Below are 23,398 nucleotides of genomic sequence, written 5' to 3' on the forward strand. Positions count from 1 at the left end.
GGGGCCTGTTCCTTTCGGAGGGTGGAGGGGCGTGTGTTCCGCCAGTGTATGTTCACTGGCGGAACAAAGCCTCTCAGGCCCGGTATTCCAGCGGGTTACGAGCTGGTGTCGAGGTTCACACGGGCGGCCACCGGAAGGTGGTCGCTGCCGGTCGCGGGCAGCGTCCATGAGCTGACCGGCTCGATGCCCTGGACCATGATCTGGTCGATCCGCGCCATCGGGAACGACGCCGGCCAGCTGAACCCGAAGCCGTTGCCCGCCGCACCCTGCGTGGAGCGCATCTGGGAGGTGACGCCGTTGAGGGAGCGGTCGTTCATGGTGCCGTTGAGGTCGCCGAGCAGGATCTTGCGCGGCAGCCTCTCGTCGGCGATGGCCTCGCCCAGCGCGTCGGCGCTCTTGTCCCGCTGACGGGCGGTGAACCCGGCCTCCAGCTTGACCCGGACCGAGGGCAGGTGGGCGACGTAGAAGGCGACCGGGCCCTCGGGCGTGGTCACCGTGGCGCGCATGGCGCGGGTCCAGCCGAGCTTGATGTCGACGGCCCGCACGCCGCTCATCGGGTACTTGCTCCACAGCCCGACGGTGCCCTGCACCGAGTGGTACTTGTACGTCGGCTCCAGCGCCCGCTCGTAGACCGGGACGGCCGTCGCGGTCAGCTCCTCCAGGGCCACCACGTCCGCGCCGGAGGCGGCCACGTCACGGGCGGTGCCGGACGGGTCGGGGTTGTCGGCGTTGACGTTGTGCGTGGCGACGGTGAGGTCGCCGCCGCTGCCGGTCTTGTCGCTGAGCAGCCCGCCGAAGAGGTTCAGCCAGACGGTCACCGGAACCAGCAGCGCGATCAGCGCGGTGGCCGACTTGCGTACCAGGGCCAGCAGGAGCAGCACCGGGATCAGCAGGCCCAGCCAGGGCAGGAAGGTCTCGGTGAGACTGCCCAGGTTGCCCACCCGGTTGGGGATCCGGGCGTGCAGCAGCATGACGAGGGCGAGGATCACCGCGAGCGCGGCGAGCACGATGCCGCGCCGCCAGATCCCGGAGTCGCCGCGCCAGCCGGAGAACAGATGTGACATCAGGCGCCGGAACCGGTCTCTACGGCGCTCGGGTCCCGAGCCTCCGTTGTCCGTCTCCGTCATGTACGCCTGCTGCGCCATACTGTGTCGCCTCACTGCCTGCCGTGCACACCATCCGTCACCCGCGAAGGGGTGTCCCTAAGACCCTAGGGGATGATCGGTTCCGTTCCGCCGTCCCATGACGGCCGTACGGGCAGTGGGACGTGGAAGGCGGTCCGAGGGGTTCCGGATCGGCGGGCGGTAAGCGCGCTCTGTGACGGAACGCGCACATTCGGGCTACGCGGCCGGTTAACTGACGGGCCGTAGTCCTTCGAGCAGGGTGTCGACGATCTCCTCCGACAGGCCGTCGGGCAGGTCGGCGTCCGGGCGCATCAGGGTCCGGAAGAGCATCGGGCCGACGAACATGTCGTTCAGCAGTTCGACGTCCAGGTCGGTGCGCAGTTCGCCGTCGGCCTGGCCGCGGCGCAGGATGGAGATCTGCAGCTCGCGGCGCGGCCTGACGACCGTGGCGTGGTAGGCGGCCCATATCTTGGGGCTGCTCTTCATCTGGGCGTGCACGTTGTGCAGGATGGCCGAGGAGCGGGTCATCAGGCCGCGTTGGCGCAGCTGCTCCAGCAGGGCCACCAGGTCGTCGCGCATGGAGGTGCCGGGCAGCTCGGGGCCGGGGGGCTCGGCGCTGCGGACGACGTCGACGAACAGCTCCTCCTTGCCGCTCCAGCGGCGGTAGATGGTGGCCTTGCCGACCCCGGCGGTCCGCGCGATGCGCTCGATGGAGAGCTCGGCGAGCGGGACGCCGTCCTCCAGGAGTTTCATGACCCCCTCGATGACGGCGCGTTCGACCGCCTCACTGCGGGGGCGTCCCCGGACGGGGGCCCCGGGAGCGGCTGGGCTGTCGGCGAGGCTCACGTGTGTCGTCCCTTCCTCGTGCTGGAGCGATTCTCCCTGCTGCCCCCCGGTACGGCGGAAGACGCTATTCCGCCGCGGCCACCAACTCCTGCTGCTCCTCGCCCTTCTGACGCGCCGGGGGCTTGCCCGGCAGGAACCAGAACGCCACCACCGCGCCGAGCAGCGCGACGACGGTGCCGCACAGGGCGGTGACGTGCATGGCGTGCAGGAAGGCGTCGTTCGCCGGGGTGACCAGCGACTTGCCGCTCGGACCGAGCTTCGCGGCGACGCCGAGGGTGGCCTCGATGGACTCGGCGGCGGTGTCCCGCAGACCGGGCGGCAGGAGGCCGAGCTTGCCCTCGATGCCGTTGCGGTAGGCGGTGGACAGCACCGAGCCGAGGACGGCGATGCCCAGGGCGCCGCCGACCTGGCGGAAGGTGTTGCTCAGCGCGGAGGCGGAACCGGCCTTCTCACGCGGCAGGGCCTGCATGATGACCACGCTGGTCGGGGTCATCACATGCGCCATGCCCGTGCCCATGAGGAAGAAGACGACCTCCAGCACCCAGATGGGGGTGTCCGCCTCGAAGCCCGCGAACGCGGCGAGCATGCCCGCGAGCAGCACCAGACCTCCGCCGGTGGTGAGCTTGTTGCCGAACCGGTCGACCAGCAGCCGGGCGCGCGGCGCGAAGATCAGCTGCGCGGCGGCCAGCGGCAGCATCAGCAGACCGGACTGCAGCGGCGAGTAGCCGCGCACGCTCTGGGTGTAGAAGACGGCGAAGAACGTGACGCCCATCAGCGCGAAGAAGACCAGCGCGATGGCGGCCATGGCGGCCGAGAACACCTTGTTCTTGAAGTACGTGACGTCGAGCGAGGGGTGGTCGCTGCGCTTCTCGAAGACCACGAACCCGGCGAGCACGAGGAGACCGGCGACGATGGTCGACAGCACCTGGGGGTCGGTGAAGTCGGCGAGCTGGCCGCCCTTGATGATGCCGTACACCAGCAGGACCAGGCCGACGACGGACAGCACGACGCCGATCGGGTCGAGCCGGCCGGGCCTCGGGTCGCGGGAGTCGGGCACCAGCCAGACCATCAGCACCAGGGCGAGGATCACGATCGGGACGTTGATCAGGAAGACCGAGCCCCACCAGAAGTGGTCCAGGAGCACACCGCCGGTGATCGGGCCGATGGCGATGGCGAGGCCGACGCCGCCGGCCCAGATGCCGATGGCCTTGGGCTGCTCCTCGCGCTCGAAGACGTTCATCAGGACCGCGAGGGTGGCCGGCATCACGAAGGCGGCACCGAGGGCCATCAGCGCCCGGAAGGCGATGAGCTGGGTCGGGGAGCCGGACTCGGCGGCCAGCGCGGAGCCGGCGCCGAACACGACGAGCCCGCCGAGCAGCACCTTCTTGCGGCCCACCCGGTCGCCGATGAGGCCGGAGGTGAACAGCAGGCCGGCGAAGACGAGCGTGTAGGCGTTGATCGCCCACTCCAGCTCGCTCTGCGTGGCGCCCAGGCCCGTGGGGGCCGGGGTGGAGATCGTCTTGATGGCGACGTTCAGGATGGAGTTGTCGAGCACCACGATCAGCAGGCTCAGCATCAGAACGCCGAGGATCGCCCAGCGGCGCCGGTGCACGGCTTCGGGTATCCGGGTGGCGGGGGCAGGTGCGGAGGTCATGAGGTCCAGACTAGGCATGTCCGGCGCCATTCCGATACGGCACCGTCTCGTATCGGAATTGTTTTTACTCCATCCTTACGCGAGTGACCCTCGAGCCTCGTGCAAAACGGCCCTCGAGCCTCGCCCGAGTGGCCCTCGCGTCACGTGACCGGGGTCCCTCGGGGGACCTCTGGCCCTCCCCGGCACGAAGTGCCACCATGGGGGTGATCCGGGGACGCCGGCAGGGCGCCTCGAGATGACTGAAGGAGCCGTTGCAATGACGCAGCTTTCGGCTGCCCACGCGAAGCCCTCCGACGGCAGCAAGGCGCTGTACGGGGGCAAGGGCACCCGCCGTATCACCGTTCGCGACATCGCCCTCGCCAAGGAACGCGGCGAGAAGTGGCCCATGCTCACCGCCTACGACGCGATGACCGCGTCCGTCTTCGACGAGGCCGGCATCCCGGTGATCCTGGTCGGCGACTCGGCGGGCAACTGCCATCTCGGGTACGAGACGACCGTGCCCGTCACACTGGACGAGATGACCATGCTGTCGGCGGCTGTCGTCCGCGGCACGCAGCGCGCGCTGATCGTCGGCGACCTCCCCTTCGGCTCGTACCAGGAGGGGCCGGTGCAGGCGCTGCGCTCGGCGACCCGGCTGGTCAAGGACGCCGGCGTCGGGGCGGTCAAGCTGGAGGGCGGCGAGCGGTCGCACGAGCAGATCCGGCTGCTGGTGGAGGCCGGGATCCCGGTCATGGCCCACATCGGGCTGACCCCGCAGTCGGTGAACGCGATGGGCTACCGGGTGCAGGGGCGCGGCGAGGAGGCGGCGCAGCAGCTGCTGCGGGACGCCAAGGCCGTGCAGGACGCGGGCGCCTTCGCGGTGGTCCTGGAGCTGGTTCCGGCGGAGCTCGCGGCCGAGGTGACGCGGGTGCTGCACATCCCGACGGTCGGTATCGGCGCGGGTCCGGAGACGGACGCGCAGGTGCTGGTGTGGACCGACATGCTGGGGCTGACGGCCGGCCGGGTCCCGAAGTTCGTCAAGCAGTACGCCAACCTGCGCGAGGTCATGGGCAACGCGGTCAAGGAGTTCGCGGAGGACGTCGTGGGCGGCACCTTCCCGCTCGAGGAGCACTCCGTCCACTGAACAAGCACGAGCCACGACGAGCACTCCGTCACCAGAGCCACAGCGGCACAGAGGCAGCCCGCCGATCTTCCCCCGTCGGCGGGCTGCTGCTTTGTCGGCGTGGTGTAGGCACCGGCACGGGCCTGTAGGTGATGTGTCGGTGGTTTGTAGGCCGGGGCTGGCACCGTTCTCGGCATGACACGAATCGACAAGAACTCCAGCGGCGGCGAGAACGCCGTCACCGTACGGGGGATGGTCAAGCACTACGGCGAGACCAAGGCGCTGGACGGGGTCGACCTGGACGTGCGCGAGGGCACCGTGATGGGTGTCCTCGGGCCGAACGGCGCCGGAAAGACCACCCTCGTGCGGATTCTGTCCACCCTGCTGAGCCCCGACGCCGGTCAGGCGACGGTCGCCGGGTACGACGTACTGCGCCAGCCCCGCCAGCTGCGCCGGGTCATAGGGCTGACCGGGCAGTACGCCTCCGTCGACGAGAAGCTCCCCGGCTGGGAGAACCTCTACATGATCGGGCGCCTGCTCGACCTGCCGCGCAAGGACGCCCGGGCCCGCGCCGACGAGCTGCTGGAGCGGTTCTCGCTGACGGACGCCGCCAAGCGGCCCGCGAGCACCTACTCCGGCGGTATGCGGCGCCGGCTCGACCTCGCCGCCTCCATGATCGGCCGGCCCCAGGTGCTGTTCCTGGACGAGCCGACGACCGGACTCGACCCCCGCACCCGCAACGAGGTCTGGGACGAGGTCAAGGCCATGGTCGGCGACGGCGTGACCGTCCTGCTCACCACGCAGTACATGGAGGAGGCCGAGCAGCTCGCCTCCGAGCTGACCGTCGTCGACCGGGGCAAGGTCATCGCCGGCGGTGGCATCGAGGAGCTGAAGGCGAAGGTCGGCGGCCGGACGCTGCGGGTGCGGCCCGCCGATCCGGTGCAGCTGCGGCCGCTCGCCACCGCCCTCGACAAGCTCGGCATCACCGGCCTCGCGACCACGACCGTCGACGCCGACAGCGGTACCGTCCTGGTCCCGATCCTCAGCGACGAGCAGCTGACCGCCGTGGTCTCGGCCGTGACCGCCCGCGGCATCACCCTCTCCTCCATCACCACCGAACTGCCCAGCCTGGACGAGGTGTTCCTCTCCCTCACCGGCCACCGCGCCAGCGCCCCGCAGGACACCGTGCCCGCCGACACCCGCGAGGAGGTCGCCGTATGAGCGCCGCCACCGTCACCGCGTCCGACACCCGCATCCCCCTCCGCGGACACCTGCGCCACACCGGCGCCCTGATCCGCCGCAACCTGCTGTGGATCCGGCAGGACCCCGAGTCGATGTTCGACGCGCTGCTGATGCCCGTCGTCTTCACCCTGCTGTTCGTGTACGTCTTCGGCGGCTCGATCGGACAGGCGCTGGGCGGCGGTCAGGACGGGTACGTGCAGTACGTCATCCCGGGCATGATCGCGATGATGAGCATGACGCTCTCCCAGGGCGTCGGCACCGGCTTCAGCCAGGACTTCAACTCCGGTGTCATGGACCGCTTCCGGTCCCTGCCGATCGGACGCGGCTCCGTGCTCTTCGCCAAGATCACGGTGGAGCTGCTGCGGATGCTGTTCGCGACGACCGTGCTGATGATCGTCGCCGTGCTCGTCGGCTTCCACATCCATCACTGGGGCGGTCTGCTGGCGGCCGTGGGCCTGTCCGCGGTGTTCGCCTCGTCGATCATGTGGGTGTTCCTCACCCTCGGCGTGGTCCTGAAGAACGCCCAGTCCGTGCAGGCGATGGGCTTCCTGGTGCTGTTCCCGCTGCAGTTCGGCTCGTCGATCTTCGCGCCGACGAAGTCCATGCCGGGCTGGCTGCAGACCTTCACCGACTACAACCCGCTCTCCACCCTCGCCGACGCGGCGCGCGGACTGATGGTGGGCGGCCCGGTCGCGCACGACCTGTGGGTGACGCTGGGCTGGTCGGTGGCGATCACGGCGATCGCCGCGCCGTACGCGATCCACAAGTTCCGCACCAAGAGCTGACGTTCAGCGGTCCCGGACCAGGGCGGTGGCCTCCGCGAGGGAGAGGCCGCCGCCCTCGGCGTACGCGGCCTCGTACTCCGCGTCGCCGAGCACGGCCAGGGTGTGCCGTCGCGCCCGCTCGTACACCTCGCGCTCCAGGCACGTCGCCACATGGCTCGGCGGCAGGGACGCCTCGGCCGCGCCCAGGGCGCGGGCGCCGTCCCGGGCACGGCGGCCGCCGTCGGTCTCGGCGAGGCCGATCGCGGAGAGGGCCAGGTACAGCGGGTTCATGTGCGGGGCGATGGCCACGGTCAGCGGGTCGGCGGCCCGTTCCAGGCACTGCCGGGTCATGTCCAGCGAGAGTGCGTAGTTGCCGTCGAGCGCCTCGAGCCAGGCCTCGGAACCGAGGATGAACGCTTCGAAGACGACGAAGTGCGCGATCTTGAACTCCTCGCGCAGCAGCCGCAGTTGCTCGCGCGCCTCCGGGATGCGCCCCGTCATGCCGAGGCGTCCGGCGAGGAACATCCGGGCGGCGGGCATGGCCTCGGTGCCCGAGCCCTCCTGACTGTCGATCACCTCGCGCAGGATCCGCTCGCCCCGCTCGGTCTCGCCGGCCTCCATGAGCGCGCTGCCGAGCCTGGCGCCCAGTACGGCCATCTGGGCGCGTGCGCCGAGGCGCCCGGCCTGCTCGATCGCGGCCTCGTAGTCGGCGGCGGCGAGACGGTACTCGCCGACACGTTCATGGGCCTCCCCGCGCGCGGACAGCGCCTCGGCGGTGCCCCACAGGTCGCCGAGCCGCCGGTAGATCTCCAGCGACTCGTCGGCGTCACGGGCCGCGTCGCCCGCCCAGTCGCTGCGGTTGGCGAGGAGGTTGGCGCGCATCTGCAGGACGGCGGCGAGGTCCCACTCCATGCCCGGGGTGGCCCGGCAGGTCTCGACGCAGGCGTTCAGGATCACCGGCAGCCGCTCCACACTGCCGGACAGCATCACCGCGAAGAACCAGAGCAGGCCGGGGGAATGGCAGGTCTGCGGCAGGCCGGGCTCGTACACCTCGCTGATGATCCGCAGCTTCTCCTTCGCCGCCGGGGTCTCCCAGGCCTCCAACTCGGTGTCCATACACGCCAGATGGGCGAGATGGACACCGCGCCGGGCCTCGTCGAGGAGGTCGCCGGTGTACGGCGGCGGGACCTCGCTGCAGCGCTGCCAGACGGGTACGGCGCGCCGGACGGGGGCGGTGAAGGGGTCGGGGCCCAGGGCCATGACCTCGGCGCACCAGTTGCGGGCCTCGATGCGCGCGTCCCTCATCTGCCAGTACCAGGCCAGCGACAGGACGAGGCAGAGGCCCTCCTGCTCGTCGCGTTCGGCGACCGCGTGCCGCAGGGCGGTACGCAGGTTCTCGTACTCGCGCTCCAGCAGGGCGATGGCGGCGAGCTGTCGCGGGCCGCGCAGCAACGGGTCGGTGGTGCGGGCGAGTTCGCGGTAGTACGTCAGATGGGCGCGCTCGGTCTCCATGCGCCCGCCCACCTCGTCGAGGCGCTCGCCGGCGTACTCGGCGACGGTCTCCAGGAGCCGGTAGCGCATGCCGCCGTCATCCGAAGGGGCGGCGACCACGAGGGACTTGTCGACGAGCGAGCCGAGCACGTCCAGGGCGGAGGGTCCGCAGACGGCCTCCGCGGCGGCGAGGTCACAGCCGCCGGCGAAGACGGACAGCCGGCGCAGCACGTCCCGCTCCTCCTCGTCGAGCAGGTCCCAGGACCAGTCGACGACCGCCCGCAGGGTCTGCTGGCGGGGCAGGACGGTTCGGCTGCCGGAGGTCAGCAGCCGGAAGCGGTCGTCCAGCCGGTCCGCGATCTGACGCGGCGTCAACATCCGCAGCCGGGCGGCCGCCAGCTCGATGGCGAGGGGCAGTCCGTCGAGCCGCCGGCAGATCTCGGCGCACGCCGCGGGATCGTCCTCGATCCGGAACCCCGGCCGTGCGGCCGCTCCCCGGTCGGCGAACAGCCGCAGCGCGACCGGCTCGGGCAGCGGCTCCACCGGGCGCAGCAACTCCCCCGGTACGCCGAGGGGTTCGCGGCTGGTCGCCAGTACCGTCAGTTCGGGGCAGCGCTCCAGCAGCTCCTCCACGAGCCGCGCGGCGGCCTCGACGACGTGCTCGCAGTTGTCGAGGACGATCAGCATCCGCCGCCTGCCGCAGTGCTCGGCCAGCCGCTCCACCGGGTCGTCGTGCCGGTCGTTCCCGGCCGCCCGCATGGCCTCGGCGCCGGCGCCGTAGAGCACGGTCTCCCGGGCGCCCAGGGCGGTCAGCACGGCCTCCGGTACGGCGTCCGGGTGGTCGACGGGAGCGAGCTCCGCCAGCCACACCCCGTCCCGCGCACCGTCCCGCACGGCCTCGGCGGCCTCCTGCGACAACCGCGTCTTCCCGGCCCCACCTGGCCCGAGCAAAGTCACCAGCCGAGCCGCACGGAGGTCCCCCCGGATGGCCTCGATGTCGGCTTCCCGCCCGACGAAGGAGGTGAGCCGGGCTCGGAGGTTGCCGGGGGGTTGGGGGGTGGCAGGGCTCCCGGAGTCGGGGGCGGCGAGTGGGGTGCGGTCGGCGGTCGCGCCCATCGGGGCGCCATGTGTGGTCGGACCCGCGTGCGTGCCCGGGGTGGGTGTCGTGCCGGGGGTGGGGAGCGCGCCCGGCGCGGATGCCGTGCCCGGCGCTCCCCCGCCGAGGGTGCCGGGCGAACTCGCCCTCCCGACAGCGGAGTTCGCCGGGCCCGATGCGCCGCGCCCGCGCCCGCCGGCCGGCTCGTTCCGCTCTTCCGGGCGGAGCAACTCCCCGTACAGGGACCTCAGTTCGGGCCCGGGGTCGGCTCCCAGCCGGTCCGCGAGCAGTTGTCGTACGTCCTCGAAGGCGGCGAGTGCCTCCGCCGTGCGGCCGGCGTCGCGCAGGGCGCGCAGGCGCAGGGACTGGAGGGGTTCGTCGAGGGGGTGGGTGTCGCACAGGGCGGTCAGTTCGGGCAGCGACTGTTCGGCGTGGCCCAGGGCGAGCGCGGCGGTGTGGCGGGCGCGCAGGGCGTCCAGGCGGCGGGTCTCCAGACGGGCCGTGTGGGCGGTGCCGTCGGGGAGGTCGGCGAGGACGGGGCCGTGCCACAGGGCGAGGGCGTCGTCGAGGACACCGGCCGCCTTGGCGGGGTCGCCGTCGGCCAGGGCTCGGGTGCCCTCGCCGGTGAGCCGTTCGAAACGGTGCAGGTCGATGTCGTCGGGCGTGGCGGTGAGGCGGTAGCCGCCCTCCACCGAGGCGATCGCGTCCGCGCCGAGCGTGCGCCGCAGTCGTCCGACCAATGCCTGCAGCGCGCCGGACGCGTCGGCGGGCGGGTCGCCGTCCCAGACCTCGTCGACGAGCGTGCGGACGGGCACGGTGCGGCCGGCCCGCAGGGCGAGCACGGTGAGCAGGGCACGCAGCCGCGCCCCGCCGACGGCGACGGGGCTGCCGTCCGGCCGGAACGCCTGAGCTGTACCGAGGATGCGATAGCGCACGGGGTCCATTGTCTCCGGTGGCTCGGGGGCCGGTCACGGGATTCGGTCGGGCGGGGTGGCGGAGGCGAAGCAGGAGCACAGGCCCGCCTGAGCCACGCCCCGCCGGAGCCATGCCCCACCTTCCCCGGAACCTCGGCCCCACCGCGAGACGTTTTCACCTGTGCCCGGTACCGTCGGGCGTCCCATCGCGTGCACGTTCAGTCCAGGGAGCCCCATGACCACCGCGACCACCCGCCACAGCGACCGGCGGATGAGCCCCGTCTTCGTCGGCATTCTCGCCGTCACGGCGGTCACCGGCTGGGCCACCTGGTCCGGGTTCGCCGAGCAGCCGGGCGTGGCCGTGTTCCTGTTCGTGACCGCGGCCTGGGTGGTGTCCCTGTGCCTGCACGAGTACGCACACGCGCGCACCGCCCTGCACAGCGGCGACATCACCGTCGGCAGCAAGGGCTACCTGACCCTGAACCCCCTTAAATACACGCATGCCCTGCTCAGCATCGTGCTGCCGGTGCTGTTCGTGATCATGGGCGGGATCGGGCTGCCGGGCGGTGCCGTCTTCATCGAGCGCAACCGCATCCGAGGGCGGTGGCGGCACAGTCTCATCTCCGCCGCCGGGCCGCTGACGAACGTCCTGTTCGCCGTCGTCTGCACCGCCCCGTTCTGGCTGCACGCCCTGGACGGCGTCCCCCGCGACTTCCGCTTCGCGCTCGCCTTCCTCGCGCTGCTCCAGGTCACGGCCGCGCTTCTGAACTTCCTGCCCGTGCCCGGCCTGGACGGCTACGGCGTCATCGAGCCCTGGCTGTCGTACAAGGTCAAGCGGCAGGTGGAGCCCTTCGCGCCGTTCGGCCTGCTGTTCGTGTTCGCGCTGCTGTGGGTGCCGTCGGTCAACAGCGCCTTCTTCGACGTGATCGACTCGATCCTGCGCAGCCTGGGGATCAGCGACTTCGACTCGTACTGCGGTCAGGAGCTCTACCGCTTCTGGCAGGGTACGAACGAGTTCTGCTCGATCAGCTCGTGACCCGGCGGGCGTCCCGGGCCCGCTTGACGTAGTACCAGCACATGTTCGACGACAGGCTCGCCAGGAGTACCCACACGACGCCCAGCCAGCTGCCCTGGACGAATGAGACCACCGCGGCGGCCACGGAGAGCACGCAGACGATCAGGGCGTAGAGGGCGAGGCGGGGCATTTCGGTCGGCTCCTGTCGGCGGACTCGGTGTGAACTGCGAAGTGACGGACTCGGGGGACACTGTTTCCGCCTCCAGTGTCCCCCACCCGCTCACACGTCCGTGACACGGAGCCCGGCGTGGGCCTTGTAGCGGCGGTTCACGGAGATCAGGTTGGCGACCAGGGACTCGACCTGGTGGGCGTTGCGCAGCCGGCCGGCGAAGATGCCGCGCATGCCGGGGATGCGGCCCGCGAGCGCCTGCACGATCTCGACGTCGGCCCGCTCCTCGCCCAGCACCATCACATCGGTGTCGATCTCGGCGATCTCCGGGTCCTCGAGCAGCACGGCCGACAGATGGTGGAAGGCGGCGGTCACCCGCGAGTCCGGCAGCAGGGCCGCGGCCTGCTCGGCCGCGCTGCCCTCCTCCGGCTTGATCGCGTAGGCGCCCTTCTTGTCGAAGCCGAGCGGGTTCACGCAGTCGACGACCAGCTTCCCGGCCAGTTCCTCGCGGAGCGACTCCAGGGTCTTGCCGTGCCCGTCCCACGGTACGGCGACGATCACGACGTCGCTGCGGCGCGCGCACTCCGCGTTGTCGGCGCCCTCGACTCCGTGGCCGAGTTCCTCGGCGGCGGACTGCGCCCGCTCGGCGGCCCGCGAGCCGATGATCACCTTCTGGCCGGCCTTGGCGAGCCGGTAGGCCAGCCCCTTGCCCTGCGGCCCGGTCCCGCCGAGCACCCCGACGACGAGCCCGGAGACATCGGGGAGGTCCCAGGGGTCCTTGGCGGGGGCCTTCGCGGGGATCTGTGCAGCACTGTCGGTAGAGGTCATGGGCCGACTTTACGTCCGCCCCGGCCGCCCCCGGCGCTCAGGTGAGCCGCGTCACGGGCACCCGCCGGAAGGCGATGCGCTCGTAGGGGCCGAAGTCCCCCGTCTCGTTGAGGAGTCCGACGGTCTCGGGGTCGACGCGGACCAGGTCGGAGTACGCGGCGGGCAGGCCGTCGGCCGTGTACGCGGGGCGCCAGGTCCGGCCGCCGTCGGTGGAGGCGCGGATGGTCATGAGGGCGCGGGCGGACGGGAAGGCCGGGCCGGAGAAGAGCAGGACGTCCGGGTCGTGGAGTTGCAGGAGGCTCCCCTGGCAGACGGGGCCGTCGAGGCCGGCCTGGGGGCGGAAGGGGATCCGCAGGGTCTCGCCGCCGTCCTCGGAGTGGGCGTCGGCGCGGTTGCCGGGGGAGGGTGAGTCGTTGCGGGTGTTGAAGTAGACGCGTCCGTCGGGGAGTTCGGCGGCGGTGGTCTCGTTGGCGTTGATGTAGCCGTCGGTGTTGTCGTCGACGTATCCGAGGAACCAGGACTCGCCGCGGTCGTCGCTGAACAGGCAGTGGCCGCCGTTGTACTTGGCCTCGGTGCCGACGTCGGTGCCGGTGGGCGGGAGGGTGTGGTTGGCGGGGACGACGACCCGGCCGGAGCGCAGCTGGAGGGCGTGGCCGGGGGTGGTGGCGTACCAGCGCCAGCCGGGCCGCTTCACCTGGTCGGTGATCTCCCTCGGGCTCGACCAGGTCACCCCGTCGTCGTCGCTGTGCCGCACCCACACCCGGCGTCCGTCGGCCTCGCCGACCTGTCCGCGCAGGATCAGGTCCTCGGATGCCGAGGCGGCGGAGCGGACGTGGACGAGCAGGACGCGGCCGGTGTCGAGGACGACGGGTGCCGGGTTGCCGGCGAGGTCGGAGCCGTTGCTCGCGGCGACCTGGAGGGGGCCCCAGGTGCGGCCGCCGTCGGTGGAGCGCCGGAGCACGATCTCGATGTGCCCGTGGTCGCTCGCGGAGTCCACCCGGCCCTCGCAGAAGGCCAGGAGGGTGCCGGCGGCGGTGACGACGACCGCCGGGATGCGGTAACTGGCGTGTCCGTCGCGGCCGGCGCGGAAGGGGACGGTGGTCTCGGCCATGTACGCGCTCCTCGGTGATCGTCTTCGCTCACTCACTCGCGGTAGGCCGCTCCCATCCCCAGGTCGGGCGAATTCGGGGTGAACTGCGGGCCACGAGTGCCCGTTTGGTGCAGGATGCGGGCCCATGGACGCCGTACGTGTCGCGTTGCTGCGTGAAGTCCTCGCCGGGACCGAGTGGTTGGGCGCCACCCGGCGGTTCGCGGGCGCGCTGCGCGGGTCGGTGGTGTCGCACGGGGGCGGGCTGCTGCTGGTGGGGACACCGGAGTACGAGCCCTGGCATCTGGCGGCGCATCTGGTGGACGAGGCCGCGTGGTCGGGCACGCCGGAGCTGGCGCCGACTCTCGTACGGCATGGGGCGCGCGCGTCGGATCCGGCGCATCTGTCGGTCGGGCTCGGACGGCTGGCGGCGGCCCGGCGCGGTGAGACGCTGCTGCTGGTCTCCCCGAGCTGCCCCGACGTTCCGCTGCTGGAGCGGGTGCACGACGCGCGGCGGGCCGGGGCGACGGTGCTGGCGCTGGGCGGCGGCGAGGGCGAGATGGAGTCGATGGCCCATGAGTCGCTCGCCGTCCCGGACGGCTCGGAGCTGGATCTGGACACGGTGCAGCATCTGGTCAGCGCGGCGGCCGGCGAGAACTTTCTGCCGGCTCCGCGCGTCCATCGGCGGCTGCGCGACCTTCTGTCCCGGCTGGCGGACCAGCTGACGGCACCGCCGCCGACCGGCTGGTAGACGCGGTGTCGCGGGAAAAGCGGTTGCTCCCGGTCCGCGCCCCGGCCGACCATGGCCGGTCGTGACCGACGACTCCCCCGCATCCGCCTCCCGGCTCCGCGCCCTCCTGCCCGATCTCACGCCCTGGCGGGCCTCCGCCGACTTCCGGCGGCTGTGGGTGTCGGGGGCGATCTCGACGTTCGGGAGCTTCCTGACGTTCGTCGCGCTGCCGGTGCAGTTGAAGGAGCTGACGGATTCGACGGCCGCGGTCGGGGCGATCGGCGCCGTGGAACTGCTGCCGCTGGTGCTGTTCGGGCTGTACGGCGGGGCGCTCGCCGACGCGCTGGACAAGCGCCGGCTGATCATCTGGACGGAGGCCGGGCAGGGGCTGCTGTCGGCCGCGCTGCTGCTCAACGCGCTGCTGCCGCGTCCCGCCGTGTGGCCGCTGTACGTCGTGGCCGCGCTGTCCTCCGCCCTGGTATCGCTCCAGCGCCCGGCGATCGACTCCCTGTGGCCCAGGATCGTGGCCCATGAGCACCTGCCGGCCGCGGGCGCGCTGAACTCCCTGCGCTGGACGGTCGGCGGTGTCGCGGGTCCGGCGCTGGCGGGTGTGGTGGTGGCGTACGCGGGGCTCGGCTCGGCGTACGGCGCGGACCTGGCGACCTTCGTCGTCTCGGTGGCGCTCATGATCCCGATCGCCGCGTCGCCGGCCTCGCACGAGGCCGCGAAGCCGTCGCTGGCGGCCATCGCGGAGGGCGCCCGTTACGCCTGGAGCCGCAAGGAGCTGCTCGGCACCTACGCCGTCGACCTCGCGGCGATGTTCCTGGCGATGCCGCTCGCCGTGCTGCCGTTCCTCGCGGACGAACTGCACGCGAACTGGTCGCTGGGGCTGATGTACGCCACCGTGCCGCTCGGTTCGATGCTGGTGAGCCTGACCAGCGGCTGGACCTCGCGGGTGCACCGGCACGGACGGATGGTGGTGCTGTCGGCCGCGCTCTGGGGCGTGGCGATCGCCGGCGCCGGGGTCGTGGGCAACGTATGGCTGGTCCTGCTGTTCCTGACCGTGGCCGGGGGCTGCGACATGGTCAGCGGGATCTTCCGGGGCGCCATGTGGAACCAGACGATCCCGGACGAGCTGCGCGGGCGGCTCGCCGGGATCGAACTGCTGTCGTACTCCATCGGCCCCACCGTGGGCCAGGTCCGCTCCGGAGGATTCGCCGCCTGGTGGGGCGTACGGACCTCCGTGTGGTCCGGCGGCCTGCTGTGCGCGGGCGCCGTGGGCCTCCTCGCCCTGTGCCTGCCGGGGCTGATGACCTACGACGTCCGCACGAACGAGCACGCCCTGCGGCTGCGCGCCCGCCGAACGGCAGCCGCACCGGCCTGAGGCTTCTTGCGCGAGTCCCGTCCGCCGCCGGAGGGCGGGTCCTGCGGCGTCATGGGTCCCCCCGCCGCGCGAGCTCCGCCGAGCCCGGACAACCTCGCGCGGCGGGGGGACCAGGCCGGACTTTCGCGACAGGCCCTACGCCCAGGCCTGATCAGTCCTCGTCCGCGCTCCCCGCGGGGGCGTCATGCCACTTGGGGTCGTTCTCCCACTCGAGATTGCGCTCACGCGCGGTCTGCATCGCGTGCTCGGCCTCCTGCCGGGAGGCATACGGCCCGAACCGGTCCTTGGCGGGGCACTCCGGCCCCTCCTCCACCTTCTTGTGCTCGAGGCAGTAGAACCACTCCCCCGGCTTCCCGACCGTCCGCTTCTTGAACAAGGCCATGACCAGCTCCTCTCGCCTCCGACATGTTCCCCCACCCCGGCTCGTTAGACTCGCTGGCATGTCTGGCCAGTCGCTGCTCGTTCCAGGGGAGCTCTCTCCCACCCGTTCCGTTCCCGGACACATCCGCCGGCCCGAGTACGTCGGCAAGCCCGCGCCGGCGCCGTACACCGGGCCCGAGGTGCAGACGCCCGAGACGGTCGAGGCGATGCGGGTCGCCGGGCGGATCGCCGCCCGGGCGATGGCGGAGGCCGCGAAGCTCATCGCGCCCGGGGTGACCACCGACGAGCTGGACAAGGTGGCGCACGAGTACATGTGCGACCACGGGGCCTATCCGTCGACGCTCGGCTACCGGGGCTTCCCGAAGTCCCTGTGCACCAGCGTCAACGAGGTGATCTGCCACGGCATTCCGGACTCGACGCTGCTGCGGGACGGCGACATCGTCAACCTGGACGTGACGGCGTACATCGGCGGGGTGCACGGCGACAACAACGCGACGTACCTGGTCGGGGAGGTGGACGAGGAGTCGCGGCTGCTGGTGGAGCGCACCCGGGAGTCGCTCACCCGCGCGATCAAGGCGGTCAAGCCGGGCCGCCAGATCAACGTCATCGGGCGGGTCATCGAGTCGTACGCGAAGCGGTTCGGGTACGGGGTGGTGCGGGACTTCACGGGGCACGGGATCAACTCGTCGTTCCACTCGGGCCTGATCATCCCGCACTACGACAGCCCGCACGCGACGACCGTGATGCAGCCGGGCATGACGTTCACGATCGAGCCGATGCTGACGCTCGGGACGCACGAGTACGACATGTGGGACGACGGCTGGACGGTCGTCACCAAGGACCGCAGGCGCACGGCGCAGTTCGAGCACACGCTGGTGGTGACGGAGACCGGCGCGGACATCCTGACGCTGCCGTAAGCCGGTCGCCGGGGACTCAGCGCTCCGGCTGGCGTTCCAGGTAGACCCGGCCGCCGATCTCCACCCAGCCGTAGGGCTGCGGGGCGGTGAGGATCTGGGAGCCGGCGCCCTGGGTGATGTTCAGCGCGCGGCCCAGGCGGTCGGTCAGCAGCAGGGCCGCGGCGCCGGTCGCCTCGTCCTCGTCGATGCCGTCGTCGCGGCCGGGGAAGCCGCGGGCGCGGATCCGGCCGGCCGCCTCGTCCTCCCAGGCCCAGGCGTAGATCCACTCGCCTTTCGGGGGGACGGGCAGGTCGACGACCTCGGCGGCCGAGGCGTACTGGCGCAGGGTGCGCGGCGGGACCCACTCGGGCCGGGCCTCGATCCAGCAGAACTCCCCGTCCTGGCGCGCCCCGACGAGGCCGGCGGGCGTGACCAGCTCCTCCACGTCGAGCAGCCAGGCCGCGCCGACGCAGGGGTAGCCGGCGAAGGGCAGGCGTACGGAGGGGGTGTAGATGTCGATGACGCCGCGCTCGGGGTCATCGACGAACACGGTCTCGCTGAACCCGAGCTTCGCGGCGAACGCCTGTCGCTCCGCGGGGTCGGGCATGACGGATCCCTCGCGGACGACGCCGAGTTCGTTGCCGTATCCGCCGTTGGGTGCGCAGAAGACGCGGAGCACGTCGTAGTCGGTCACGGGGGCATTGAAGCACCCCCGAACCTTTGAATTTCCTTTGACCATTCCTTGGTGTGCGCTTTAGGACGGCGTGATCGTCCCGTGCCAGTACGGCGTCCATGAGAGCTGAATCACCGTATGGCGGGGTATCACGCAGGTAAGCCTTAGGTAAGTTAGGCGAGCCTCACCAATCTTTTGGTCCGTCCGACACGCGATTTCTCGCCACCCTTTGGAGCCTGCATGCGAGCCGCCAGACTCTCCGTCGTCACCGCCGTCGCCACCGCGGCTGCTCTGACCGCCGTCACGGGCTGCACCGAGAAGAGCAAAGCGGACACCAAGGACGCGATACGGGTCACCGCCGCGGACTCCACGTGCGACACCTCCGCGAAGTCGACACCGGCCGGTCACGTCACGCTGAGCATCGAGAACAAGGGCTCCAAGGCCACCGAGGTCGAGATCCTCTTCCCCGACGACCGGATCGTGTCGGAGAAGGAGAACATCGGGCCGGGCACGAAGTACACCCTGACCGCCGAGGTCAAGGCGGGCGAGTACGAGATCGCCTGCCGCCCCGGCATGAAGGGCCACGGCGTCCGCCAGAAGCTCACGGTCACCGGCTCCGGCGCGGTCGCCCAGCGCGACCCCCGGCTGGACAAGGCGGTCGCCGCCTACCGCGAGTACGCACAGGAGCAGGCCGACCAGACCGTCCCGGCGGTGGAGACCTTCGCCGCCGCGATCAAGAAGGGCGACCTCACCGCCGCGCAGAACGCCTACGCCCCCTCCCGCGTCGGCTGGGAGCGCACCGAGCCGATCGCCGAGTCCTTCGGCGACATCGACCCCAAGACCGACACCCGCGCCGACGGCCTGGAGGCCGGCCAGAAGTGGACCGGCTGGCACGCGCTGGAGAAGGCGCTGTGGCAGGACAAGAAGATCGGCGCCGAGCAGAAGACCCTCGCCGACCGGCTGGTCACCGACCTGAAGGACTGGCAGCAGCGGGTCGGCAAGGCGGAGATCACCCCGACCTCCATGGCCAACGGCGCCAAGGAACTGCTCGACGAGGTCGCCACCGGCAAGGTCACCGGTGAGGAGGACCGCTACTCGCACACCGACCTGAGCGACTTCAAGGCCAACGTCGAGGGCGCCCAGAAGGCGTACGAACTGCTCAAGCCGGTCGCGCAGAAGAACGACAAGGCGCTGACCACCGAGCTGGACGCGCAGTTCGCCGCGCTGAACACCACGCTCGACAAGTACCGCTCCACCAAGGCGCAGGACAAGGCGCAGAACGGCTTCGTGTCGTACACGACCGTCACCAAGGAGCAGCGCAAGGAGCTCTCGGACGCGGTGAACGCGCTCGCCGAGCCGCTGTCCAAGCTCGCCGCCGCCGTCGTGAAGTAGGGACGAGACGACCATGACGGACACTCAGGAAGCCACCACCGCGGACACCTCCGCGCAGAAACAGCCCTCCCGGCGTTCCCTGATCGGCTGGGGCGGCGCGGGCCTCGCGCTCGGTGCCGCCGCGGCCGGCGGCGCGGTCGCGATGAGCCGCGTCGGCGACGACGTGGACCCGGCCGCCGCCGAGACGGGCGCCGCGGTCGCCTTCCACGGCGCCAACCAGGCGGGCATCGCCACACCGGTCCAGGACAGGCTGCACTTCGCCACGTTCGACGTGCAGACCGAGGACCGCGCCGCGTTCGTGCGGATGCTGAAGGACTGGACCGAGGCCGCGCGCCGGATGACGGCCGGGAAGGCGGTCGGCGAGGGCGCGTACGGCGGTCTGGCCGAGGCCCCGCCGGACGACACGGGCGAGGCGCTGGGCCTGAAGCCCTCCCGGCTGACCCTCACCATCGGCTTCGGTCCGTCCCTGTTCGAGAAGTACGGGGAGAAGTTCGGGATCGCGGACAAGCGGCCCGAGGCCCTGGTGGACCTCCCGCAGTTCGCCGGCGACAACCTCGACAAGTCCCGCACCGGCGGCGACCTGTGCGTCCAGGCCTGCGCGGACGACCCGCAGGTGGCGGTGCACGCGATCCGCAACCTGGCCCGCATCGGCATGGGCACGGTCAACATCCGCTGGTCGCAGCTCGGCTTCGGCAAGACCTCCTCCACGACCCCGGACGCGCAGACCCCGCGCAACCTGATGGGCTTCAAGGACGGCACCCGCAACATCGCGGGCACGGAGACCGACCGGCTGAAGAAGTTCGTGTGGGTCGGCGAGAAGGACGGGCCGGACTGGATGACCGGGGGCTCCTACCTGGTCGCCCGGCGCATCCGGATGCACATCGAGACCTGGGACCGCACCTCGTTGCAGGAGCAGGAGGACGTCTTCGGCCGGGACAAGGGCGAGGGCGCCCCGGTCGGCAAGGCCAAGGAGCACGACGAGCCGTTCCTGAAGGCGATGAAGCCCACCGCGCACGTGCGGCTGGCGCACCCCGACTCCAACGACGGGATCACCATCCTGCGCCGGGGGTACTCCTTCACCGACGGCACCGACGGCCTCGGCCGCCTGGACGCGGGCCTGTTCTTCCTGGCCTACCAGCGTGACGTGCGCAAGGGGTTCATCCCGCTGCAGCGCAGGCTGTCGGCGCAGGACGCGCTCAACGAGTACATCCAGCACGTGGGTTCGGCGGTCTTCGCCGTCCCGCCGGGCGTCCGCGACCAGGACGACTGGTGGGGCAGCACGCTGTTCGCCAAGGAGGCGTAGCCCGTGTTCTCCAACTATCTGATCGGCCTGCGCGAGGGGCTGGAGGCCAGCCTCGTCGTCTGCATCCTGATCGCCTACCTCGTCAAGACGGAGCGCCGGGACGCCATCCGGCCCATCTGGATCGGCATCTCCATCGCCGTCCTGATCGCGATGGGCTTCGGTTTCGTCCTGGAGTTCGGCTCCCAGGAGCTGACGTTCCAGGCGCAGGAGGCGCTCGGCGGCTCCCTGTCGATCGTCGCGGTCGGCCTGGTGACGTGGATGGTCTTCTGGATGCGGCGCACGGCCCGGCATCTGAAGTCCGAACTGCACGGCAAGCTGGACGCGGCCCTCGCGATGGGCACGGGCGCGCTGGTCGCCACCGCCTTCCTCGCCGTCGGCCGGGAGGGCCTGGAGACCGCGCTGTTCGTGTGGGCGTCGGTGCACGCGGCGAGCGACGGCACCCCGCGGCCGCTGATCGGCGTGGCGCTCGGTCTGGCCACGGCGGTCCTCCTGGGCTGGCTGTTCTACCGGGGCGCGCTGAGGATCAACCTGGCCAAGTTCTTCACCTGGACCGGCGGCATGCTGGTCGTGGTCGCAGGGGGCGTACTGGCGTACGGCTTCCACGATCTGCAGGAGGCCGACATCCTGCCCGGCCTGACCAGTGTGGCCTTCGACATCTCCGGCACCATCCCGCCGGACAGCTGGTACGGGACCCTGCTGAAGGGCGTGTTCAACTTCCAGCCCGACCCGACCGTCCTCCAGGTCACGGTGTGGCTGCTGTACCTGATCCCGACGCTCGCGGTGTTCTTCGCCCCGGTAGGGTTCGCCTCCGGGAAGGGGAAGGTGAAGACACCTGATGACCAGGGATCGCGGCCCTCGAAGGCTCCGCAGGCTTGACCGGAGGCTACTGATAGCGGCCACGGTGACCGCTTTGTCGCTCACGGCGAGCGGGTGCGTGGTGGTGCACGGGGAGCGCGAGGTGCTCCCCTCCTCCACCCGCGCGGAGGCCGCCAAGGCGCTGACGCAGTTCACGGCCGCGTACAACAAGGCGGACAAGGCGTACGACAGTTCGCTGGACGCCGCCCATGTCACCGGCGCCCTCGGGGACATCGACGCGGCCCGGCTGAAGGCCGGTCACAGGACGAGCCCGGGCGGCAATCCCGCGCACACGCCGCTGGAGCTGACGAACGCGACGTTCATCATCCCCAAGAAGGCCGGCTGGCCGCGCTGGTTCGTCGCCGAGGCCAAGGGCAACAAGGGCGGCAGCCTGCACTGGCTGCTGGTGTTCACCCGCGGCAGCCTGGCCGAGCCCTTCCAGGTGGCGTACCTGACGCTGATCACCCCGGGCTCGCTGCCGCGGATCAGGACGGACAAGGACGGGTGGGCGCAGGCCGTTCCCGCGGACTCCGCCCAACTGGCCGTCGCGCCCCAGGACATGAGCCGCACCTACACCGCGTACCTGAAGAACGGCGGGAAGACCTTCGCCGACGGACCGCACACCAGTGGCTGGCGGGCCGACCGGGCGAAGGACGCGAAGAAGCCCGGCCTGGTCACGCAGTACATCGACGAACCGCTGACCAGCGGCGACTACGCCCCGCTGGCGCTGCGCACGGCGGACGGCGGCGCGCTGGTGTTCTTCACCACCCGCCGCTACGAGAAGGAGACCGCCGCGGCGGACGCCTCGATCCCCACGCCGAACGCGAGCGTGCAGGCGCTGACGAGCGGCGAGATCAAGCAGTCGCTGACGATGGAGTTCGTCTCGAACGGGGTCGCCGTGGACCCGAAGGGCAGCGGCCCGGTGTCGCTGGTCTCCCGCCTGGAGGGCCTGACCTCGGCCCAGGGCTCCTAGGACCGCCCCGGCCACTCAATGGCGCCCAGTGGCCGCTCAGTGGCGCAGGGGCCAGGCCGTGTTCGCGTGGTCGGCGGCCTCGCCGGCGTGGCGGGCGCAGGCGTCGGTGAGGGTTTCCAGGAGGGTCAGCGGGTCGGGCAGCGGGTGCTCGGGGCCGCGCACCCAGTGCACACCCTGGTCGCCGGGGAGCCGGGCGGGCGGTACGAGGACGTAGGAGCCGCGGCAGTGCCAGCGCAGGCCGTGGTGCTCGTCCATGGTCTCGGGGTGGCAGTCCAGCTCGCAGGGCCACCACTCGTCCTCGTCCTCGGGGGTGCCCCGGGTGAGGGTGAAGAACAGCAGCCGGCCGTCGTCGCTCTCGGCGACCGGGCCGACCTCGACGCCGGCGTCCAGCAGCCGCGCCAGCGCCTCCCGGCCGGCCTCCAGCGGTACGTCCAGGACGTCGTGGACCATGCCGGTCGCGGTGATGAAGTTGGCCTGCGGCTGGTGGCGGGCCCAGCGCTCGATCTGGGCGCGGTCGGTGGTGGACTGCGTCTGCCAGGCGAAGGACACGGGATGGCGGGCGGGCGTGGGACAGCCCACGCGGTCGCAGGAGCAGCGGTAGCCGGGGGCGGGGTGGGCGGCGGGCGCGAGCGGCAGGCCCGCCCCGGCGGCGGCCAGCAGCAGGGCCTCACGGCCGCCGTCGTCGGCGCCGTCCTCCTTGGGGCGGCGTCCGCGCAGCCACTGGGAGAGTTTGCCCTGCCGGCCGGTGCGGCCGCCGAACTCCGCGCTCATCTATCCCCTCGCCTCGCTGTCGTGCGGAACAGCATGCCCTATGGTCCCATCTTCCTCCGCTTCGGGGGGACGGGGCCCCTGTCGACGGGGGGCGATGCCGTACAGGGCGTAGTCGACGAGGGTGTCGGTGTACGCGTGGGAGATCGGGCCGGTGTGCTGCAGCCAGCGCTGGGCGAGGGGTGAGACGAAGAGTTCCAGGGCGATGCGCGGGTCGACGTCGGCGCGGACCTGCCCGGCGTCCTGGGCCGAGCGCAGCCGCTCGACGTACAACCGCAGCTGCGGCTCGAGCAGTTTGGCGACGAATTCACGGCCGAGCCGTTCGTTGACGAGTCCCTCGGCGGCGAGCGCGCGGGAGGGGGCGTCGAAGCGGGGGGCGAGCAGTTCGTCCACGGTCGCCCGCAGTACGGCCCTGAGGTCGGCGGCGAGGTCGCCGGTGTCCGGGATCGTGCAGGGCTCCTGCCCGGCCTCCCGCGCGGTCCGCTCGCCCAGGTCCAGGAACGCCTCCAGCAGGACCTCCGCCTTGGAGGACCACCACCGGTAGATGGTCTGCTTGCCCACACCGGCCCGCGCGGCGATCCCCTCGACGGTCGTCCTCGGGTACCCGACCTCCGCGACGAGGGCGAGCGCGGCGTCGTAGATCGCGCGACGGGACTTCTCGCTGCGGCGGGCGGAGTCGGGCGGGGACTTCTTGACCATGGTCCGACGGTA

General features: G+C 71.5%; 22 protein-coding genes. 11 read left to right on the forward strand and 11 right to left on the reverse strand.

The window, feature by feature from the left end:
- Positions 1-95: 95 nt before the first annotated feature.
- From ACWCQ1_RS34515 to ACWCQ1_RS34525, 3 genes are all read right to left on the reverse strand, one after another.
- The gene (locus ACWCQ1_RS34515; RefSeq protein WP_451028178.1) at positions 96-1,064 is read right to left on the reverse strand and encodes an endonuclease/exonuclease/phosphatase family protein; all 969 of its coding nucleotides are present in this window, start codon (positions 1,062-1,064) and stop codon (positions 96-98) included.
- A 288-nt stretch (positions 1,065-1,352) separates the two neighbouring features.
- Entirely contained in the window at positions 1,353-1,970 is a 618-nt protein-coding gene (locus tag ACWCQ1_RS34520; protein WP_451028154.1) for a TetR/AcrR family transcriptional regulator, read from the reverse strand.
- A gap of 64 nt (positions 1,971-2,034) precedes the next feature.
- Positions 2,035-3,624, reverse strand: a complete 1,590-nt coding sequence (locus ACWCQ1_RS34525) for an MFS transporter (protein WP_358606868.1) — start codon at positions 3,622-3,624, stop codon at positions 2,035-2,037.
- A gap of 256 nt (positions 3,625-3,880) precedes the next feature.
- On the opposite strand from ACWCQ1_RS34525, the gene panB reads away from it, so the two are divergent.
- From panB to ACWCQ1_RS34540, 3 genes are all read left to right on the forward strand, one after another.
- Positions 3,881-4,747, forward strand: a complete 867-nt coding sequence (panB, locus tag ACWCQ1_RS34530; RefSeq protein ID WP_451028155.1) for a 3-methyl-2-oxobutanoate hydroxymethyltransferase — start codon at positions 3,881-3,883, stop codon at positions 4,745-4,747.
- A gap of 174 nt (positions 4,748-4,921) precedes the next feature.
- Positions 4,922-5,947 carry an ATP-binding cassette domain-containing protein gene (locus ACWCQ1_RS34535; protein WP_451028156.1) on the forward strand — a complete coding sequence of 342 codons (1,026 nt, stop codon included), beginning with the start codon at positions 4,922-4,924 and terminating at the stop codon, positions 5,945-5,947.
- A complete protein-coding gene (locus tag ACWCQ1_RS34540) occupies positions 5,944-6,753 on the forward strand; it encodes an ABC transporter permease (RefSeq protein WP_133043011.1) in 810 nt (269 codons plus the stop codon). Before ACWCQ1_RS34535 ends, ACWCQ1_RS34540 begins: the two co-directional genes overlap by 4 nt.
- A 3-nt stretch (positions 6,754-6,756) precedes the next feature.
- Here the strand turns inward: ACWCQ1_RS34540 and ACWCQ1_RS34545 are convergent, their stop codons facing one another.
- On the reverse strand, positions 6,757-10,263 hold the full coding sequence (locus ACWCQ1_RS34545) for an AfsR/SARP family transcriptional regulator (protein ID WP_451028157.1): 3,507 nt from the start codon (positions 10,261-10,263) through the stop codon (positions 6,757-6,759).
- Positions 10,264-10,468: 205 nt separating this feature from the next.
- Here ACWCQ1_RS34545 and ACWCQ1_RS34550 point away from each other — a divergent pair, with 205 nt between their 5' ends.
- Positions 10,469-11,269, forward strand: coding sequence for a site-2 protease family protein (locus ACWCQ1_RS34550; protein ID WP_133043013.1), 801 nt, complete (start codon positions 10,469-10,471; stop codon positions 11,267-11,269).
- Here the strand turns inward: ACWCQ1_RS34550 and ACWCQ1_RS34555 are convergent.
- The 3 genes from ACWCQ1_RS34555 to ACWCQ1_RS34565 form a co-directional block, all read right to left on the reverse strand.
- Positions 11,259-11,438 carry a hypothetical protein gene (locus ACWCQ1_RS34555; protein ID WP_133043014.1) on the reverse strand — a complete coding sequence of 60 codons (180 nt, stop codon included), beginning with the start codon at positions 11,436-11,438 and terminating at the stop codon, positions 11,259-11,261. The two genes, ACWCQ1_RS34550 and ACWCQ1_RS34555, sit on opposite strands and share 11 nt — an antisense overlap.
- A gap of 90 nt (positions 11,439-11,528) precedes the next feature.
- Positions 11,529-12,245 (reverse strand): NADPH-dependent F420 reductase, encoded by a 717-nt coding sequence (gene npdG / locus ACWCQ1_RS34560; RefSeq protein ID WP_133043015.1) that lies wholly within the window; start codon positions 12,243-12,245, stop codon positions 11,529-11,531.
- Between the two features lie 37 nt (positions 12,246-12,282).
- On the reverse strand, positions 12,283-13,356 hold the full coding sequence (locus ACWCQ1_RS34565) for a sialidase family protein (protein WP_451028158.1): 1,074 nt from the start codon (positions 13,354-13,356) through the stop codon (positions 12,283-12,285).
- A 124-nt stretch (positions 13,357-13,480) separates the two neighbouring features.
- On the opposite strand from ACWCQ1_RS34565, the gene ACWCQ1_RS34570 reads away from it, so the two are divergent.
- Positions 13,481-14,083, forward strand: a complete 603-nt coding sequence (locus ACWCQ1_RS34570) for a hypothetical protein (protein WP_451028159.1) — start codon at positions 13,481-13,483, stop codon at positions 14,081-14,083.
- Between the two features lie 61 nt (positions 14,084-14,144).
- Complete coding sequence (locus ACWCQ1_RS34575) at positions 14,145-15,446, forward strand: MFS transporter (RefSeq protein ID WP_133043018.1); 1,302 nt, start codon at positions 14,145-14,147, stop codon at positions 15,444-15,446.
- 151 nt (positions 15,447-15,597) lie between these two features.
- Here the strand turns inward: ACWCQ1_RS34575 and ACWCQ1_RS34580 are convergent, their stop codons facing one another.
- Entirely contained in the window at positions 15,598-15,828 is a 231-nt protein-coding gene (locus ACWCQ1_RS34580) for a hypothetical protein (protein ID WP_133043019.1), read from the reverse strand.
- A gap of 58 nt (positions 15,829-15,886) precedes the next feature.
- Here ACWCQ1_RS34580 and map point away from each other — a divergent pair, with 58 nt between their 5' ends.
- Positions 15,887-16,744 carry a type I methionyl aminopeptidase gene (gene map / locus ACWCQ1_RS34585; protein ID WP_358606888.1) on the forward strand — a complete coding sequence of 286 codons (858 nt, stop codon included), beginning with the start codon at positions 15,887-15,889 and terminating at the stop codon, positions 16,742-16,744.
- A gap of 16 nt (positions 16,745-16,760) precedes the next feature.
- On the opposite strand, the gene ACWCQ1_RS34590 is transcribed toward map, so the two are convergent.
- On the reverse strand, positions 16,761-17,417 hold the full coding sequence (locus ACWCQ1_RS34590; protein WP_451028160.1) for a PhzF family phenazine biosynthesis protein: 657 nt from the start codon (positions 17,415-17,417) through the stop codon (positions 16,761-16,763).
- Between the two features lie 219 nt (positions 17,418-17,636).
- Here ACWCQ1_RS34590 and efeO point away from each other — a divergent pair, with 219 nt between their 5' ends.
- Genes efeO through ACWCQ1_RS34610 form a run of 4 tightly spaced genes read left to right on the forward strand, consistent with a single transcriptional unit; the run spans position 17,637 to position 21,919 of the window.
- The gene (efeO, locus tag ACWCQ1_RS34595; protein ID WP_358606891.1) at positions 17,637-18,788 is read left to right on the forward strand and encodes an iron uptake system protein EfeO; all 1,152 of its coding nucleotides are present in this window, start codon (positions 17,637-17,639) and stop codon (positions 18,786-18,788) included.
- A 13-nt stretch (positions 18,789-18,801) separates the two neighbouring features.
- The gene (gene efeB, locus ACWCQ1_RS34600; protein WP_358606894.1) at positions 18,802-20,091 is read left to right on the forward strand and encodes an iron uptake transporter deferrochelatase/peroxidase subunit; all 1,290 of its coding nucleotides are present in this window, start codon (positions 18,802-18,804) and stop codon (positions 20,089-20,091) included.
- 3 nt (positions 20,092-20,094) lie between these two features.
- On the forward strand, positions 20,095-20,967 hold the full coding sequence (gene efeU / locus ACWCQ1_RS34605) for an iron uptake transporter permease EfeU (RefSeq protein WP_451028161.1): 873 nt from the start codon (positions 20,095-20,097) through the stop codon (positions 20,965-20,967).
- Positions 20,927-21,919, forward strand: coding sequence for a hypothetical protein (locus ACWCQ1_RS34610; protein WP_358606897.1), 993 nt, complete (start codon positions 20,927-20,929; stop codon positions 21,917-21,919). Before efeU ends, ACWCQ1_RS34610 begins: the two co-directional genes overlap by 41 nt.
- A gap of 36 nt (positions 21,920-21,955) precedes the next feature.
- Here the strand turns inward: ACWCQ1_RS34610 and ACWCQ1_RS34615 are convergent, their stop codons facing one another.
- Positions 21,956-22,690 (reverse strand): bifunctional DNA primase/polymerase, encoded by a 735-nt coding sequence (locus tag ACWCQ1_RS34615; RefSeq protein ID WP_358606900.1) that lies wholly within the window; start codon positions 22,688-22,690, stop codon positions 21,956-21,958.
- Positions 22,691-23,386, reverse strand: a complete 696-nt coding sequence (locus ACWCQ1_RS34620; protein WP_358606903.1) for a TetR/AcrR family transcriptional regulator — start codon at positions 23,384-23,386, stop codon at positions 22,691-22,693.
- Positions 23,387-23,398 lie beyond the last annotated feature (12 nt).

Source organism: Streptomyces sp. NPDC002144, from assembly GCF_053593695.1.